Origin of the sequence: Streptomyces sp. NBC_00286 (assembly GCF_036173125.1) — a bacterium.
Classification (GTDB): domain Bacteria; phylum Actinomycetota; class Actinomycetes; order Streptomycetales; family Streptomycetaceae; genus Streptomyces.
On the sequence record NZ_CP108054.1, the window covers coordinates 8,782,959 to 8,797,698 of the forward strand.

13 protein-coding genes and 1 pseudogene are annotated in these 14,740 nt (G+C 70.7%); 8 read left to right on the forward strand and 6 right to left on the reverse strand.

What is annotated here, in order from left to right:
* Window positions 1-79 precede the first annotated feature (79 nt).
* On the reverse strand, window positions 80-655 hold the full coding sequence (locus tag OHT21_RS39720) for an NAD(P)H-dependent oxidoreductase (RefSeq protein ID WP_328773087.1): 576 nt from the start codon (window positions 653-655) through the stop codon (window positions 80-82).
* Between the two features lie 383 nt (window positions 656-1,038).
* Here OHT21_RS39720 and OHT21_RS39725 point away from each other — a divergent pair, with 383 nt between their 5' ends.
* Together OHT21_RS39725 and OHT21_RS39730 are read left to right on the forward strand one after the other, a co-directional pair.
* The gene (locus OHT21_RS39725) at window positions 1,039-1,542 is read left to right on the forward strand and encodes a MarR family winged helix-turn-helix transcriptional regulator (protein ID WP_328773088.1); all 504 of its coding nucleotides are present in this window, start codon (window positions 1,039-1,041) and stop codon (window positions 1,540-1,542) included.
* A 252-nt stretch (window positions 1,543-1,794) separates the two neighbouring features.
* A complete protein-coding gene (locus OHT21_RS39730; RefSeq protein ID WP_328773089.1) occupies window positions 1,795-3,852 on the forward strand; it encodes an ATP-binding protein in 2,058 nt (685 codons plus the stop codon).
* A gap of 693 nt (window positions 3,853-4,545) precedes the next feature.
* Here OHT21_RS39730 and OHT21_RS39735 read toward each other — a convergent pair.
* The 3 genes and pseudogenes from OHT21_RS39735 to OHT21_RS39745 form a co-directional block, all read right to left on the reverse strand.
* Entirely contained in the window at window positions 4,546-5,229 is a 684-nt protein-coding gene (locus tag OHT21_RS39735) for an IS630 family transposase (protein WP_328766012.1), read from the reverse strand.
* A gap of 82 nt (window positions 5,230-5,311) precedes the next feature.
* Window positions 5,312-5,602 (reverse strand): annotated as a pseudogene (locus OHT21_RS39740) (helix-turn-helix domain-containing protein); the annotation flags it as partial.
* 318 nt (window positions 5,603-5,920) lie between these two features.
* A complete protein-coding gene (locus OHT21_RS39745) occupies window positions 5,921-7,468 on the reverse strand; it encodes an FAD-dependent oxidoreductase (protein WP_328773090.1) in 1,548 nt (515 codons plus the stop codon).
* Window positions 7,469-7,595: 127 nt separating this feature from the next.
* Here OHT21_RS39745 and OHT21_RS39750 point away from each other — a divergent pair, with 127 nt between their 5' ends.
* The 3 genes from OHT21_RS39750 (at window position 7,596) to OHT21_RS39760 (ending at window position 11,001) form a co-directional block, all read left to right on the forward strand.
* A complete protein-coding gene (locus OHT21_RS39750) occupies window positions 7,596-7,772 on the forward strand; it encodes a hypothetical protein (protein ID WP_328773091.1) in 177 nt (58 codons plus the stop codon).
* Between the two features lie 101 nt (window positions 7,773-7,873).
* Complete coding sequence (locus tag OHT21_RS39755) at window positions 7,874-10,144, forward strand: catalase (protein ID WP_328773092.1); 2,271 nt, start codon at window positions 7,874-7,876, stop codon at window positions 10,142-10,144.
* Between the two features lie 41 nt (window positions 10,145-10,185).
* The gene (locus OHT21_RS39760; protein ID WP_165342812.1) at window positions 10,186-11,001 is read left to right on the forward strand and encodes a VOC family protein; all 816 of its coding nucleotides are present in this window, start codon (window positions 10,186-10,188) and stop codon (window positions 10,999-11,001) included.
* A 69-nt stretch (window positions 11,002-11,070) separates the two neighbouring features.
* Here the strand turns inward: OHT21_RS39760 and OHT21_RS39765 are convergent, their stop codons facing one another.
* A complete protein-coding gene (locus OHT21_RS39765; RefSeq protein ID WP_328773093.1) occupies window positions 11,071-11,478 on the reverse strand; it encodes a CoA-binding protein in 408 nt (135 codons plus the stop codon).
* A gap of 113 nt (window positions 11,479-11,591) precedes the next feature.
* Between OHT21_RS39765 and OHT21_RS39770 the strand changes: the two genes are divergently transcribed.
* From OHT21_RS39770 to OHT21_RS39780, 3 genes are read left to right on the forward strand one after another with little or no spacing between them, the layout of a single operon-like run.
* Window positions 11,592-12,479: a helix-turn-helix transcriptional regulator gene (locus OHT21_RS39770; RefSeq protein ID WP_328773094.1), complete on the forward strand. Its 888-nt coding sequence runs from the start codon at window positions 11,592-11,594 to the stop codon at window positions 12,477-12,479.
* 5 nt (window positions 12,480-12,484) lie between these two features.
* A complete protein-coding gene (locus tag OHT21_RS39775) occupies window positions 12,485-12,949 on the forward strand; it encodes a VOC family protein (RefSeq protein WP_328773095.1) in 465 nt (154 codons plus the stop codon).
* A gap of 58 nt (window positions 12,950-13,007) precedes the next feature.
* A complete protein-coding gene (locus OHT21_RS39780; protein ID WP_328773096.1) occupies window positions 13,008-13,748 on the forward strand; it encodes a class I SAM-dependent DNA methyltransferase in 741 nt (246 codons plus the stop codon).
* Window positions 13,749-13,757: 9 nt separating this feature from the next.
* Here the strand turns inward: OHT21_RS39780 and OHT21_RS39785 are convergent, their stop codons facing one another.
* Window positions 13,758-14,651 carry an arginase family protein gene (locus tag OHT21_RS39785; RefSeq protein ID WP_328773097.1) on the reverse strand — a complete coding sequence of 298 codons (894 nt, stop codon included), beginning with the start codon at window positions 14,649-14,651 and terminating at the stop codon, window positions 13,758-13,760.
* Window positions 14,652-14,740 lie beyond the last annotated feature (89 nt).

Sequence of the window (14,740 nt, forward strand, 5' to 3'; positions counted from 1 at the left end):
TGCGGTCGATGTTGCTTCGAATTCGAAGCAACTGTGATGACGATACCTCTGCTTCGAATTCGAAGCAAGTGTTTGTCGGTCACTGCCGGTGCGAGCGCATCGCCACGGCGAGTTCGGCGGCGGCCTGGTCGATGCAGGCGCGCAGCCGCGCCGCGTCGCTGTGAGCCGTGGCCGGCCAGTCGGCGGGGTCGGCGACGATGACCGTGGGCACGGGGTCGGCGTGCACGCCGGCCAGGCGCCTGCGTAGCACCTGCGCGAGGTCCGGCGGCCGCCAGCGGGAGCCGCTGTTGAGCGCCAGCAGCACCGGCATGCCGGAGAGGACGCCGTCCCCGAGGACGGCGAAGAACAAGTCGAGCACCTCGCTCGGGGAGGCGGCGAGCACCGGGGTCGCCACCACGAGCCCGTCGGCCGCCACGACCGCCGCGATCGCCTCCCGCAGGTCGAGGCTGACGCGGTCGTGGGTGGAGTGCTGGGCGAGGTCGGCCGCCAGCCGGTGCAGCTCCAGCACCTCCACCTCGGCGCGCGCACCACCGACCGCCAGTGACCGGCACACAGCCTCCGCCACCCAGTCCGCGAGCCGTCGGGTCGGGCGCCCGTAGCCGACGCCGGCGCACAGGACGGCCAGAGACACCGGGCTCCACGCGGCGGTGTTCATCCCGGCATCGTGTTCATGGCTTCATCCCCGCGGCCGGGCTGTCGTACCGTCACCGGGGAGGGCTGCGGACGACGTTGCGCGAGGTAAGGGATGTTCATGGCCGGTCCTCGAGCTCTGTGGGCGGCGGCGTTCCTTCTGCTCGCAACCCTGCGCCGCACCACTGCCCGATCTCCATGTTCTGCGGTGCTCAGCCGGGCCCAACACTGCCCACACCGTGCGCGCAGGAGGTCACGACATCAGACCCGTGAGACCCTCGCGTCCGGCTCAATACACCCGGCCGGGATGGCATCGAAACACGCGGAGAAGTTCGGTTCCAGCGCCGCCTGCGGTAACTGGAAGTCGGCACCCCACACTCTTCGAATTCGAAGCAGTAGACTTCGATCATGCCTGATTCACCGCCGTCGCTCGACCCCGTGCAGCTCGGCACTTACTTCGATCTCATCGAGGTGACCAGCCTGCTCCGGCATGCCGTCGAGCAGCAGCTGCGCGAGGCCGGCGATCTCAGCTATGTGCAGTTCCAGCTGCTGGCCCGCCTCGGGGACTCGCCGACGGGCAGTCACCGCATGACCGACCTGGCCGACGGCGTCGTCTACAGCCGCAGCGGCCTGACATACCAGGTGGATCTGCTCGAGAAGAAGGGCCTGGTCATCCGCGCTCCCTCGCCGGACGACGAGCGGAGCATCAACGTCACCATCACCGATGCCGGGCGTGTGCTGCTTGCGAAGGTGCTGCCGGGCCACGTCGAGGTAGTCAGCGGCCTCCTGTTCGAGCCGCTTTCGCGCGACGACGTCGAGGCTCTCGCCGGCCTGCTGGCGCCGGTGCGCGACCACATGCGCTCGACGCCGTCTCGCTCGGCCGCACCGCGCCGCCGCAAAGGTGGAGCATAAGGATCCGACCCAGGCCACGCAGAAGGGACCACGACACCTCCCGCTCGACGTAGGGCCAGTGGAAGAAGCGACGAGCGACGCCGAGGACAGGGACTGTGGCGTAGCCCCCGGACGACGTCGAGTCGGTGCTGCATACATGCGAGCAGTGCTCTCCGTCCCGGGTGCTGCTCCGCGCTCGGTGCTACTCACGTCGAAAGCGCTTCATCAATCGGATCTTCGACGGCAAGATGGGCCTGACGAGAGGAGCCCGGATTGGGTGCGAGGGGCCTGGCGGGCCGGCTGGCCGCGGCACGAGCCGGTGCGCTGGTGGGCAGGGAGCCGGAGCGGGCGGTGCTCGACCGGATGCTCTCGGGCGCGGCGCAAGCGCCGTTTGTGGCGTACCTGCACGGCCCCGGTGGCATCGGCAAGTCCTCGCTGGTGCGCTACGCCGCCCGGCAGGCGGAACTCGTCGGCCGCCGCGTGGTGCACGTGGACGCGCGGTTCCTCGACGCCGATCCGCGCCGACTCGAGGAGGCCGCCGCCCCGGCGTGCACCGAACCCGGCACGGTGCTGCTCATCGACACCTTCGAGCAGTGCCAGCCCCTCGAGACGTGGCTGCGCGAAACCTTCCTGCTCCGGCTCGCCGACCATGCGATCGTGGTTGTGGCCAGCAGGACCGCCCCCGACGCCGAATGGTCGCTGGACCCTGGATGGGCGCAACTGTTCACCGCACTGGCCGTGCAGCCGCTCGACGCCGCCCAGTCCCACGCCCTGCTCGCCGCCCGGGGTGTCCCCGCCGAGCAGCGCGGCGCCTTCGTCGCCTTCGCCGGAGGCAGCCCGCTCGCCCTCTCGCTGGCCGCCTCCGTGCCCGCCGCGGCACCCGGCGCACCGTGGTACCCCACCGGCGACGTCCTGACGACCCTGGTCGAGCGGCTGGTCGGCGACCTGCCCAGCACCGTCCACCGACGCGCCCTCGAGGTCGTCGCGCAGGCCTACGTCACCCGCGAGCCCCTGCTCCGCAAAGTGCTGGGTGACCAGGACGCCAACACGGTGTTCTCCTGGCTGCGCCAACTGCCCTACATCGAGGCCACCCCCGAAGGCCTGCACCCGCACGACGCGGTGCGGGCGACCCTGGAGGCCGACCTGCGCTGGCGGGACCCCGAGCGCTACGACGACGTCCGCGCCCGCATCTCGCTCGCCGGCTTGCACGCCGTGCGCTCCGCCACCGCCGACGACGCGCTCTTACGAGTCGCGGAATGGATGTTCCTCTTCCGCGACCAGGGCGGCCCGGACAATCTGTACAATTACCGGACGCACCCCCACATCGAGGACACTCTGCTCCGGTCGGAAGACGTGCCCGGCGTGCTGCGCATGGCCGAGGAGGCCGAGGGCTCGGCGTCGGCAGCCGCGGTCGCACACTGGCTGCGCCGCCAGCCGGAGGCCTTCCGCGTCCACCGCTACGCGGGCTCCTCCGCGCCCGTGTCGTTCATGGCCATCCTGCGGCTGGACGCGCCGCTGCCCGAGGACCGCGCCGAGGACCCGGTGATCGCAGCAGTCTGGGACCTCGTGGAGGCGGCCGCTCCCCTGGGACCGGGCGAGCACCTGGGCATCCGCCGCTTCGCGGTGCAACCCGGCGGGCACCAGCGACCCTCACCCCTGATGGACCTCATCAGCCGGCGCACCATCGCCGAGGAGATGAGGAGCCACGGACGCGCGGTGACCTTCACCGTCTTCGAAGACGCCGACCGGTGGGGACGCTACCTCGCCAAGGCCGGGATGCCGGAGGTCGCGGCCGTGGACGTCGGCGGCCTGCTACAGCACGTCTTCGGCCGGGACTGGCGACGGCAAACAGTGGAACAGTGGGTGCAACACCGGGCTCGCACCGCGGTCACGCCCGTAGCGACATGGCCTGCGACCGCCTCCACGAGCGGCCCAGGCGACCAGCTGCCGCGCGCCGCGTTCGAGGATGGCGTGCTCGAGGCGCTGCGCACCTGGCAGACCCCACGCGAATTCGCGACCAGCGTCCTGCTGCACTCCCATCTCGTGCCGTCGGGCTCACCCGACCCGGTCGCGGACCTGCGCGGCGCCATCACCACAGCCCTCGACGCGATACAGATCGACCCCGCGGGCGTCAAAGCCCACGAGGCTCTCACCGCCACCTACATCACGGCCTTGCGCACCCACAAGGCCGCCGCCCGGCGACTGGGCGTGCCCTACGGCACCTACCGGCGCCACCTTGCCCTGGCCAAGGAACGCCTCATCGAACAACTGCTGCGTCAACCGGCCACGACATCCACACCGACCCCGCCACACTCGTCCCCGGAGGAGTGAGGCCACCGCGGTACCGCGGGGCAACGTCCTCCGTGAGAAGCGCGTACTGCCACTCGTTGTCGTTCAACGGCCACAACAAGAAACTCCTTCATCCCTACCCTCCTCTGCCTCCCTCGAGGCGTGGTCCGCGAACCCGGCGTGCCGGCCGGGGCAGTTGCGCTCGAACATGACCACTCTGCGGGCGGTTTCACCCGGGCCCATGACGCCTGAGGGTCTCGGCGCAGGGCCACGGCGACAGCGCCGGTACCCGCGCCGGCCGAGGCCCCTGCTGCTGGACCGGAATCCAAGCCACACCAGAGGTTCCCGTGGGCAGGGCTGAGCACGATTGAGCAACACCGAGGGCTAGCGGCCGGGCAGCGGAGCGGCGAAGGGTCTCCAAGCAGGAGGACGGCGCCGCTGTCCGCGACGAAGCCCAATGCGGCCGCGAGGCCGGCGATGGAGTTGACGTCGACGATCGCACCGCCGCCGGCCTGGCGCATCGAGGGGGCGGCGCGCCGGAGACGCCCTCCTCCCGGAGCAGGATGCGGATGATCCGCAGCAACCGCCTGCCCTCGTCGTCATCAATCTCCCGAACCCGCACGCGTTCAGCCACCTGATCATTCCGGCCGTCCGATGCTTCCTGGCGCAGGAAGTGGACGACACATCACGACAGGGCGAACCTTGCCTGATGCGGCACTAGTAGATTGTCGCGGCTTAATTTCGCTGTGTGGTTGGGTAGAGGTGGCGTAGTTTCACGCGTGCGTCGTCGGTGGTGAACTGCCAGTCGACTTGGCGCTGGTTGCTGTTGGTCTGTTGCTGCCAGGCAGCAAGTTCGGCGTTGAGTACGGCGAGGTCGTCGAGGCGGCGGTCCAGGCACTGGCGGGTGAGCGCGGAGAGCTCGATCTCGGCGATGTTGAGCCAGGACCCGTGTTTGGGGGTGTGGTGGATCTCCAGGCGCTGGGTCAGCGCGAAGGCCTTTGCCGGGTCGAACGCCTCGTAGAGCGAGGCGGTGGTGTGGGTGTTGAGGTTGTCCATCACCAGCACGACCGTGGCGGCGTCGGGGTAGTCCACGGTCAGCAGGTGCTCGACCTGGTGCGCCCAGTCGACCCTGGTCCGGCGGGGCTGCGCGTCCACGCGTCGCCATCCGCGCAGCGGCTCGACCCAGCAGAAGATCGAGCAGGTCCCCGAGCGGACGTACTCGTTGTCCTCGCGGCGGTCACGGCCCGGCCGCGCGGGAAGCGGATCACGGACGTGGCCGAGCAACTGGTACGGTTTCTCGTCCATGCACACCACCGGGCGCGTCGGGTCGAAGGGCCGGTGGTAGACCGCCAGGACATCCTCCATCGCCGCGGCGAAGGCCGCATTCGCAGCGGGCGGGATGGTCCAGCACTTCTTCACGTGAGGGCGCAGTTCCGTTTTTTAAGACCCGCCCGATCGTGGAGTGGTCCAGATCCGGGATGTCCTCGGCCAGCGCGACGTGCTTCTCCAGCAGGCGCAGCGACCAGCGGGCGTGTCCTTTGGGCGGCTTCGAGCAGGCCAGCGCAATCAGCCTTGCCTCGACCTCGCCGGTCACCGGGGAGGGCACCGGCGGCAGTGCGCGTTCCTTCCGGCCGACCGTGGCCCACACATCGCCGCCGGTCTCCGCGTACCGCTTCGAGATCAGGCGGACCGAATCGCACGAGACCCCGACCCGCTCCGCGATCACCGCCCGCGGAGCGACCTCGCCGGCCGAGGTGTCCAACGCGAGCAGCACCCGCGCCCGCCTGATCATCGACGCGCTGCGGACCCCCGTCGTCGTCACACGCTCCAACGCCCGACGGTCTTCGGCACTCAAGACAACCGGATACTTCTTCTGCGAGGACACGGCACCCCTGCCCGGCCGAACGGAAGCATCAAGCGAAGCCTGCCCGACCCCAACTCCACCAACCAGAACGACACTTAGTCGCGACAGTCTACTAGCTGCGCTGGGTAGGGCAGTTTCGACGCCGAGCGCTCCGCTGGGTGGGGCAGTTTCGACGCTGCGGGTCCGTTGTGGCTGGTCGCGCAGTTCCCCGCGCCCCGTAAGGGGCGCGGTATCGCACAGGAACCGTCAGTCCTCCTGCGGCTCCGTCTCGCGGACTTCACGCTGTTCCAAGGCGTGCGTCGCCGGGCCCTGTACCACCCTGCCGTCCGTGTCGAAGCGGGAGCCGTGGCACGGGCATTCCCAGGCGCGTTCCGCCGCGTTGAACGCGACCAGGCACCCCATGTGCGTACACCTCGCCGAGACGGAGTGCAGGCTCCCGTCCTCGTCGCGATACACAGCGCAGCGTTGGCCGCCGTGGCGGACAACGGCGCCGGTGCCGGGGGCGATGTCGGTCAGGGAGTCCGCGTGGGACGGGGGGATGCGGTCGCCTACGAAGTGGCGGGCCACGGTTGCCTGGTGCCTGAGGAAGGCGGGGGCCTCGCGGAGTACGGAGCGCAGGCGGCGCGGATCGTACAGTTCGGCCCACGGTGGGCGGTCGCCGGTGATGAGGCCGGACAGGAGGCGGCCGGCCATGATGCCGCCGCTGAGGCCCCAGCCGCCGAAGCCGGTCGCCACGTATGCGTGGCGTGAGAGTGGGGGCAGTGGGCCGACGAGCGGCACGGTGTCGGTGGAGTCGTTGTCCTGAGTGGCCCAGCGGTAGGTGGGCGTGATGTCGGGGAAGTGCTCCTCGGCCCAGTCGGTGAGGCGGGCGAACCGTTTGTCGGTGTCGCCGGTACCGGGGGTGAAGTGTTCGCCGGTGACGATCAGGAGCCGTTGGCCGTCCTCGTAGGGGGCGGTGCGGACCGAGCGGGTGTCCTCCTCGGGCGTGATGTACATGCCGTCGGGATCCCGGTCCGCCGCTATCGGTGCGGCCACGACGAGTTCGCGGCGTGGGGAGAGCCGGGTGAACAGCAGCGCCCGGTCGAAGACCGGGTAGTGCGTGGCGATCACGACCGCGCCGGCGGTCACCTGCGCGCCGGTCTCGGCCGTCAGACGGCAGGCGGAGCCCGTTTCGAGGCCGAGGATCCGGGTGCGTTCGTGGATGAGGGCGCCCCGGGCCCGTAGATCGTCGGCGAGGGCGAGGAGGTACTTGCGCGGGTGGAACTGGGCCTGGTGCGCGACCCGTACCGCGCCCGCCACGGGGTACGGCAGAGCGGTCTCGGTCACGAACTCCGCGTCCAGGCCTGCCTCGCGGGCGGCCTCCGCCTCGGCGCGGATCTCGCCGGCCCGGCGCTCGTCGCGGGTGTAGGTGAACGCGCTCCTGCGCTCCCAGTCGCAGTCGATGCGCAGCTCGTCAACGAGGGCCGCGGCGTGCTCGATCGCCTCGGTCTGCGAGCGGGCGTACAGGTGCGCCGCCTCCGGGCCGCGGGTCCGGCGCAGCCGGTCGTAGATCAGCGTGTGCTGGGCGGACAGCTTCGCGGTGGTGTGGCCGGTGACGCCCGCGGCGACGCGGTCGGCCTCCAGGACCGCGACACCACGCCCGGCGCGGGCGAGCTCCCAGGCAGCGCTCAGTCCGGCGATGCCCGCGCCGACCACGGCCACGTCGACGGTCACATCCGTCTCGAGCGGCGGATACGTCTCACCGGGCGCCGTGTCGATCCAGTACGAGCCGCGGATGTCTGCCTTCTCGGTCATGCGCCCCGAGTCCCCCCGAACCGCGGACCGAAGCCTCCGCTGCGACCGGGCGCGGAACGCACCGCCCGTTTCGAACGCGGGCGCCGGGTACTCGCAGTCACGAGCACATGACGTAGGAGGTGCCCCCATGGAAACCGGCACCGGTGCAGACATCGAGCCGTCCGGCGTCGAGCCGGAGATCACGGAGCGCGGGACCCAAGACGGTACGCGCCCTGTCCCCGCCGCTCGCGGGGCCCGCCGGGACGAGCGGGGTGAGCAGGAGCCGGGGGACCTGCAGAGCAACATCGTCCTGGGCGAGGACTGAGCGCTCCGCGCGGCTCGGGGTCTGCCGAGGTCCGGTTGGTTCAGGGGGCCGGTCGCGGGTACCCAGGCGGCGCAGACCACTCCCCGACAGTTGGAAGTGCGATGAGCGACAAGAACCCGCTGAAGACCGCTGCGCACAAGGCCGCCGACGTACTGCGCGAAGACGGCCCGGCGGACGGTGTCCCCGGCAAGCCAGGACCGCACACGCCGTCGGTCGCCGAACCGACCGAACCCCACGCACCCCTCCCGCCCAAGCCCGACCAGAGCGCACCCGAGACGGTCAGCCCCACCGGACAGACCACCGGCGCAGACCCCTCCGCCAATGCCCAGGGTGACGCATATCTGACGACGGCCCAGGGAGCCAGGCTCTACGACACCGACCACTCGTTGAAGGCCGGTGAGCGCGGGCCGGTTCTGCTGCAGGACCACCATCTGCGGGAGAAGATCACCCACTTCGACCATGAGCGCATCCCCGAGCGGGTCGTGCACGCGCGCGGTGCCGCCGCGCACGGTGTCTTCCGGAGCTACGGCACCGCAGCGAAGGTCACCAAGGCGGCCTTCCTCACCGGCGAGGCAGAGACACCGGTGTTCGTACGGTTCTCCACGGTGCTCGGCTCGCGCGGCTCCTCTGACACGGTGCGCGACACCCGGGGCTTCGCGACGAAGTTCTACACCGGTGAGGGCACCTTCGATCTGGTCGGGAACAACATCCCGGTGTTCTTCATCCAGGACGCGGTCAAGTTCCCGGACATCATCCACGCCGGAAAGCCGCACCCCGACCGGGAGATCCCCCAGGCGCAGAGTGCCCACGACACGTTCTGGGACTTCGTCACGCTGCACACCGAGGCCACCCACCACACGCTGTGGAACATGTCGGACCGGGCCATCCCGCGCTCGTTCCGCATGATGGAGGGCTTCGGCGTGCACACCTTCCGGCTGGTCAACGCGGAGGGCGCCACCACGCTGGTGAAGTTCCACTGGAAGCCCAAGCTCGGCGTGCACTCCCTGATGTGGGAGGAGGCGCAGCTCATCAACGGCATCGACCCGGACTTCCACCGGCGCGACCTCGCCGACGCCATCGAGGCCGGTGCCTACCCGGAGTGGGAGCTGGGCATCCAGACCTTCCCGGACACCGCTGAGCAGACCTTCGAGGGCATCGACCTGCTCGACCCGACGAAGATCGTCCCGGAGGAGCTGGCACCCGTACAGCCCGTGGGCCTGCTGACGCTGAACGCCAACCCGTCGAACTTCTTCGCCGAGACCGAGCAGGTCGCCTTCCACCCCGGCCACCTCGTGCCCGGCATCGACATCACCGACGACCCGCTGCTGGCCGGCCGGCTCTTCTCCTACCTGGACACCCAGATCAGCCGCCTGGGCGGGCCGAACTTCGCGCAGCTCCCCGTCAACCGCCCCCACACCCCGGTCAACGACATGCACCGGGACGGCATGCACCAGACGGCCGTGCACACCGGAGCGGCGCCCTACCGGCCCAACTCCCTCGACGGGGGCTGCCCGTTCCTCGCGGGCGCCGACACCGGCGCTTACATCGAGACGCCGGTGGAGGTGCCGGCGGCCAGGAAGCAGCGCGAGGCCCCGGCCTCCTTCTCGGACCACTTCAGCCAGCCCCGGCTCTTCTGGCGCAGCATGTCCCCGGTGGAGCGCGAGCACATCATCGCCGCGTACACCTTCGAGCTGGGCAAGTGCTACGAGCAGGGCGTCAAGGAGCGCGGGCTCCAGGTGCTCGCCAATATCGACCCCGAACTGTGCGAGCAGGTCGCCATCGGTCTCGGCCTGCCCGCACCGGAGGCCACCGTTCCCCTCACGGCCGTCGACCCCAGCCCCGCCCTCTCACAGCTGGGCCACACCTGGCCGCTGGACGGGCGCGTCATCGGCATCGTCACCGATGAACGCGGCGACCTCGACGGCGTACGCACCGTGCGCCGGGCCGTCCTCGACGCGGGCATGGTCCCGCTGGTGATCGCCCCGGCCGGCGGCAAGCTCGACGCGGAGGGCGAGCCCGTCCAGGTGCAGCGCACCTTCGCGACGGCCCGGTCGGTGGAGTACGACGCCGTCCTGCTGGCGGGCGCTCCGGGACCCGGCGCCGACGCCTACGGAGCGCGAGACGCCAAGGCGGGGGATGCTGGTACGGAAGCAACCACGGACCCCCGGGTGCTTCTGATGCTGTCGGAGGCCTACCGGCACGGGAAGGCCATCGGCGGCTGGGCGGGTGCCGAAACCGCCCTGGATGCCGCGGGCGTCCCGGCCGGTGCGCCGGGCGTCGTGTCCGCGCAGAGCGGCACGAGCGCCCTGGAACAGATCACCCGGCTGCTGGGCGAGCACCGCGTCTGGGAGCGATTCGGCACCGGCGGCTGAGTACACCGGTCAGGAAGCCAGGAACGCAGGACGGAACGGCCATGAACCGCGACACCACAGTCCAAGACGATGTCATCACCAGTCAGTCGGTCTTCGGCGCCCCGTGCTGGGTCAGCCTCACGGCACGCGACGAAGCCGCCGCGGAGGACTACTACCACGCGGTCTTCGGCTGGAAGTTCCGGTCGATCCCGCTGGGCGACCGGTTCCGCATCGCCTACGCCAACGAGGTGCCGGTCGCGGGCATCGCGCCCGTGGCGTCCATGTGGCAGATGGCCGTCGCCTGGACCCCCTACTTCGCCGTGTCCAGCGCGGACGAGGCCGTGGCCCGGGGGCAGGAACGCGGCGGGACGACAGCGGTCGGCCCGATCGCGTTCCCGCCGGGCCGGGCCGCACTCCTCGCGGACCGCGACGGAGCGGTGTTCGGCATCTGGGAGGGCCGGCTGATCTCCGGCTGGGAGTCCTGGCGCCGGGCCGCCCCGGCCTTCGTACGACTGCACACCCGCGACGCCTTCGACGCCGCCATGTTCTACGGCGAGGTCCTCGAGTGGGCCTCCAAGAAGCCCGGCTGCTGCGAGGTCCACTACGAGGCGGACGAGGTCGTCCTGCGCAGTGAGGGCGGCGTCGTGGCCCGCATACACTCCGGCGCCGTGGAAGCGGCGCCCGACCCAACCATCCGCCCGCACTGGCAGATCCACTTCGCGGTCCCCGACGTCGAGGCCTGCGTCGCCGCCGCGCGGGCCCACGGCGGCACCGTCGTCCGGGTCGGTACCTCACACACGGAGGTACCCCCGACGGAAGCGGTGCTCCGGGACCCCGACGGCGCGCAGTTCACCGTGACCTCGCGCCAGAACCGCTGAGAACGGGCCGAAGGCTCGCTGGAATCAGCCGAGGGGATGGCCGGTCTCAGCCGAGCCGGATTGCCGATCTCAGCCGAGCCGCGGAATCTCGATGGCCGGGCAGCGGTCCATGACCATGTCGAGGCCCGCCGCACGAGTCCGTTCGTACGCCGCCTCGTCGATGACGCCCAGCTGGAACCAGACGGCCTTCGCGCCGATGGCGACGGCTTCGTCGGCGACGGGACCCGCCAGGTCGCTGTTGACGAACACATCGACCACGTCCACGTCGAAGGGGATGTCCGCCAGCGACGCGTACCCCTTCTCCCCATGGACCGTCTCGGCCTTCGGATGTACGGGGACGATGCGCTTGCCGTAGCGCTTCAGGACGTCGGCGACTCCGTAGGCCGCCCGGCGCTCGTTCGTCGACAGTCCGACGATCGCCCAGGTGTCACCGAGCTCGGTGAGGATCTTGCGGACCGTAGCTGAGTCGCCGTACACGTTCGGCCTCCTTGGGGCGTCCTGCGGTGCCTGCACTGGCAGGCAACAGCGGGCGGGCAGCGGTGATTCCCGCATACTCGGCAAGCCCCGGCCGGGCCTCGCATACTGGCCGTATGGCGCACGGATCGGGGTGGGACGGCGAGGGAGTGCGGGAGTTCGTGCGGGGTGCGCCCGGGCTCGCGGACCTGGTCGTGTCCGCGGTGGGTTACCGCTCCCGAGGGGTGCAACCCGCCCTGCACCGAGGGCTGCCCTCGCCGTTTCTGACCTTGATCTTCTCGCTGGACGGGCCCGTGACCAGCGGACTCACCCCCGAGCAGGCGCGCGGCGACGACGCGGTACGCAACGACATCGTGATGGGCGGACTGCACCAGCGCCCGGCGTATGTGATCCAGCCGGAGCACGAGGCAGGCATCCAGCTGGCCCTGCATCCCCTGGCGGCGCGCAGGCTGCTCGGGCTGCCTGCGGGTGCGCTCGCGGACCAGATCGTCGTGTCGGGGACGGATGTGCTGGGCCGGCGGGGTGCGGAGCTTCATGAGCGGCTGCTGGAGCAGACGGGGTGGGAGGCGCGGTTCGCCCTGCTCACCTCGTACTTGAGAGGTCAGGTGGCCCGGTCGGAGCAGGACGGGCGGGTGCGGCCCGAGGTCGGGGAGGCCTGGGCCTGGCTGGCCCGGCACCGCGGAGCCGGCACCCTCAACGGGCTGGCCGAGCATGTGGCGCTCAGTCCGCGCCGCCTCACCACGCTCTTCCGGGCCGAGACCGGCCTGAGCCCCAAGCAGGCCGCCCGGCTGATGCGCTTTGAGCACGCGAAGAGCGTCGTCGTCCGCGGCGTCACCGAGGGAGTCTCGCCGAACCTGGCGCGGATCGCGGCCGACTGCGGCTACTACGACCACTCGCACCTGGTACGGGACTTCCACCAGTACACCGGCGTCAGCCCCACCGCCTGGCTCGCCGAAGAGTGCCGGAATATCCAAGCCGGAGGCCACCGGGGCGGCGAACAGTAGGAGGCATGACCACCAACACCACGGCAACCCAGGCAACCCAGGCAACCCAGCAGCAGCGTTCCCCCAGCGTCTGGCCGACGCTCCAGGCCCACGACGCACCCGCCCTGATCGACTTCCTCGTCGACACCGTCGGCTTCCTGCGCACCGCCGTCTACGAGGACGGCGACCAGGTCGCCCATGCCCAACTCGACTGGCCCGAGGGCGGCGGCATCATGCTCGGCTCGTACGCCCCCGACAGCAAGCCATGGTCCCTGCAGCCGGGCACCTTCGGCGCCTACGTCGTCACCGACCAGGTCGACGACCTCTACGAGAAGCTGCGCGCGGCCGGAGTGAAGATCCTCCGCGAGATCGAGGACCAGCCGTACGGCAGCCGCGAGTTCCAGATCGCCGATCCCGAGGGCAACAGGTGGTCCTTCGGTACGTACCGGGGTGAGCCTTGCCCGGCCGGCACCGTGGACGACAGGACCTGATCAGAAGCCGCCGAAAAATCGCGGGCGTCGGCCGGGCCGCGGGCGGTACGTTCCCCAAATGCTTGATGAGGATGGCTACTTCGGGGAAAAGGTGGCGGCCGGCTACGACGAGTCGGCGGCGGAGATGTTCCGCCCGGAGGCGGTGGATCCGGCGGTCGACCTGCTGGCCGGGCTCGCCGGCGACGGCAGGGCGCTCGAACTCGGCGTCGGCACCGGCCGGATCGCACTGCCGCTGGCCCGGCGCAGGATCCCGGTCCATGGCATCGACATGTCGCGGGCCATGGTGGCCCGGCTGCGTGCCAAGCCCGGCGGGGACAACGTCGAAGTGACGATCGGCGACTTCGCCACCACACGGGTGGAGGGCACATTCGCGGTCGCCTACCTGGTCTTCAACACGATCAACAATCTGACGACGCAGGACGCCCAGGTGGCCTGCTTCGAGAACGCCGCCGCCCATCTGCGGCCGGGCGGCTGCTTCGTCATCGAGGTAGGGGTGCCCGAGCTGCGCCGGCTGCCGCCAGGACAGAACGCCGTGCCGTTCCACATCAGCCAGACCCAGTGGGCGTTCGACATCTACGACGTCGCCACCCAGGCGATGAGTTCGAACTACGTCACGATCGTCGACGGGCACGCCCAGCACGAGTACTACCCGTTCCGGTACGTGTGGCCGTCGGAACTGGATCTCATGGCCCGGCTCGCCGGACTGCGGCTGCGCGACCGCTGGGAGGACTGGGAGCGGGCGCCGTTCACCAGCGAGAGCCGCAAGCATGTCTCGGTCTGGGAGAAGCCCGCCGACTGACGGCAGGTTTCACTGATCGGTGCGCCGCGCCGACAGCCCACTGCACAGGCACTCGGTGAGGCGGGCGGCGATGCTGCCGTCGGGGTCGAGCCGGGGGTTGAAGATCGTCACGTCGAAGCCGACGGCTCGATCCCCGGCCAGCGCGGTCCGCAGCACGTCCTCGAGTTCCGTCCAGGTCAGTCCGCCGGGGATGCGGTAGTCGACCGCGGGCATCACGGCGTCGTCCAGTACGTCGACGTCGAGATGGACCCAGTAACCGCCGCTCCCGCCGCTGCTGAGCCGTTCAACCGCCTGACGCGCAGCGGTGCCGGCGCCGAGGGCCCGTACCGCATCGAGGTCCAGCGCGTGCAGCCCCGGCGGCAGCGGCTGCATCCCGGCCGCGGTGGACTCCTCGGTGTCGCGGAATCCGAGGGCGACGACGTCCTCGTCCCTCAGTAGCGGACCACGGCCCTCCAGGTCGGTCAGCAGGCTGGGCCCACGACCGGTGACCAGGGCGAGTTCCATGGAGGCCACCTCGCCCGTCGGCTCCGCGGACGGCTGGTAGAAGTCGGTGTGGCCGTCGAGGAACAGCAGGCCGTAACGCCCCCGGCGGCGCAGGGCGAGAAGATTGCCGAGCAGGATGCTGCAGTCGCCGCCGAGGACCAGGGGGAAGCCGCCCTGGTCCAGGACGCCGCCCACGGCATCGGCCAGCTCGACGGAGTACCGGGCGATGCCAACCGGGTTGAGTACCCCGGTGCCGGCGTCCCGCCTCGGGTCGTACCCCGCTGGCTCGACCCTCCCGGCCACGGCCGCCCCTAGGCGGTCGTGCAGCCCCGCCACGCGCAGCGCCTCCGGCAGATCCTGCACCCCGGACGGCCGCAGCCCGAGCACGGACGGCGCCTCGATGACCGTCAACTCCCGCACGCCCGAACCCCTTTGTCCGCCGACATGCCCGAGGGCGCCGGCCGTTCGAGCACCGGCACCACAGCACCATAGTGCCGCAGATCGGACAC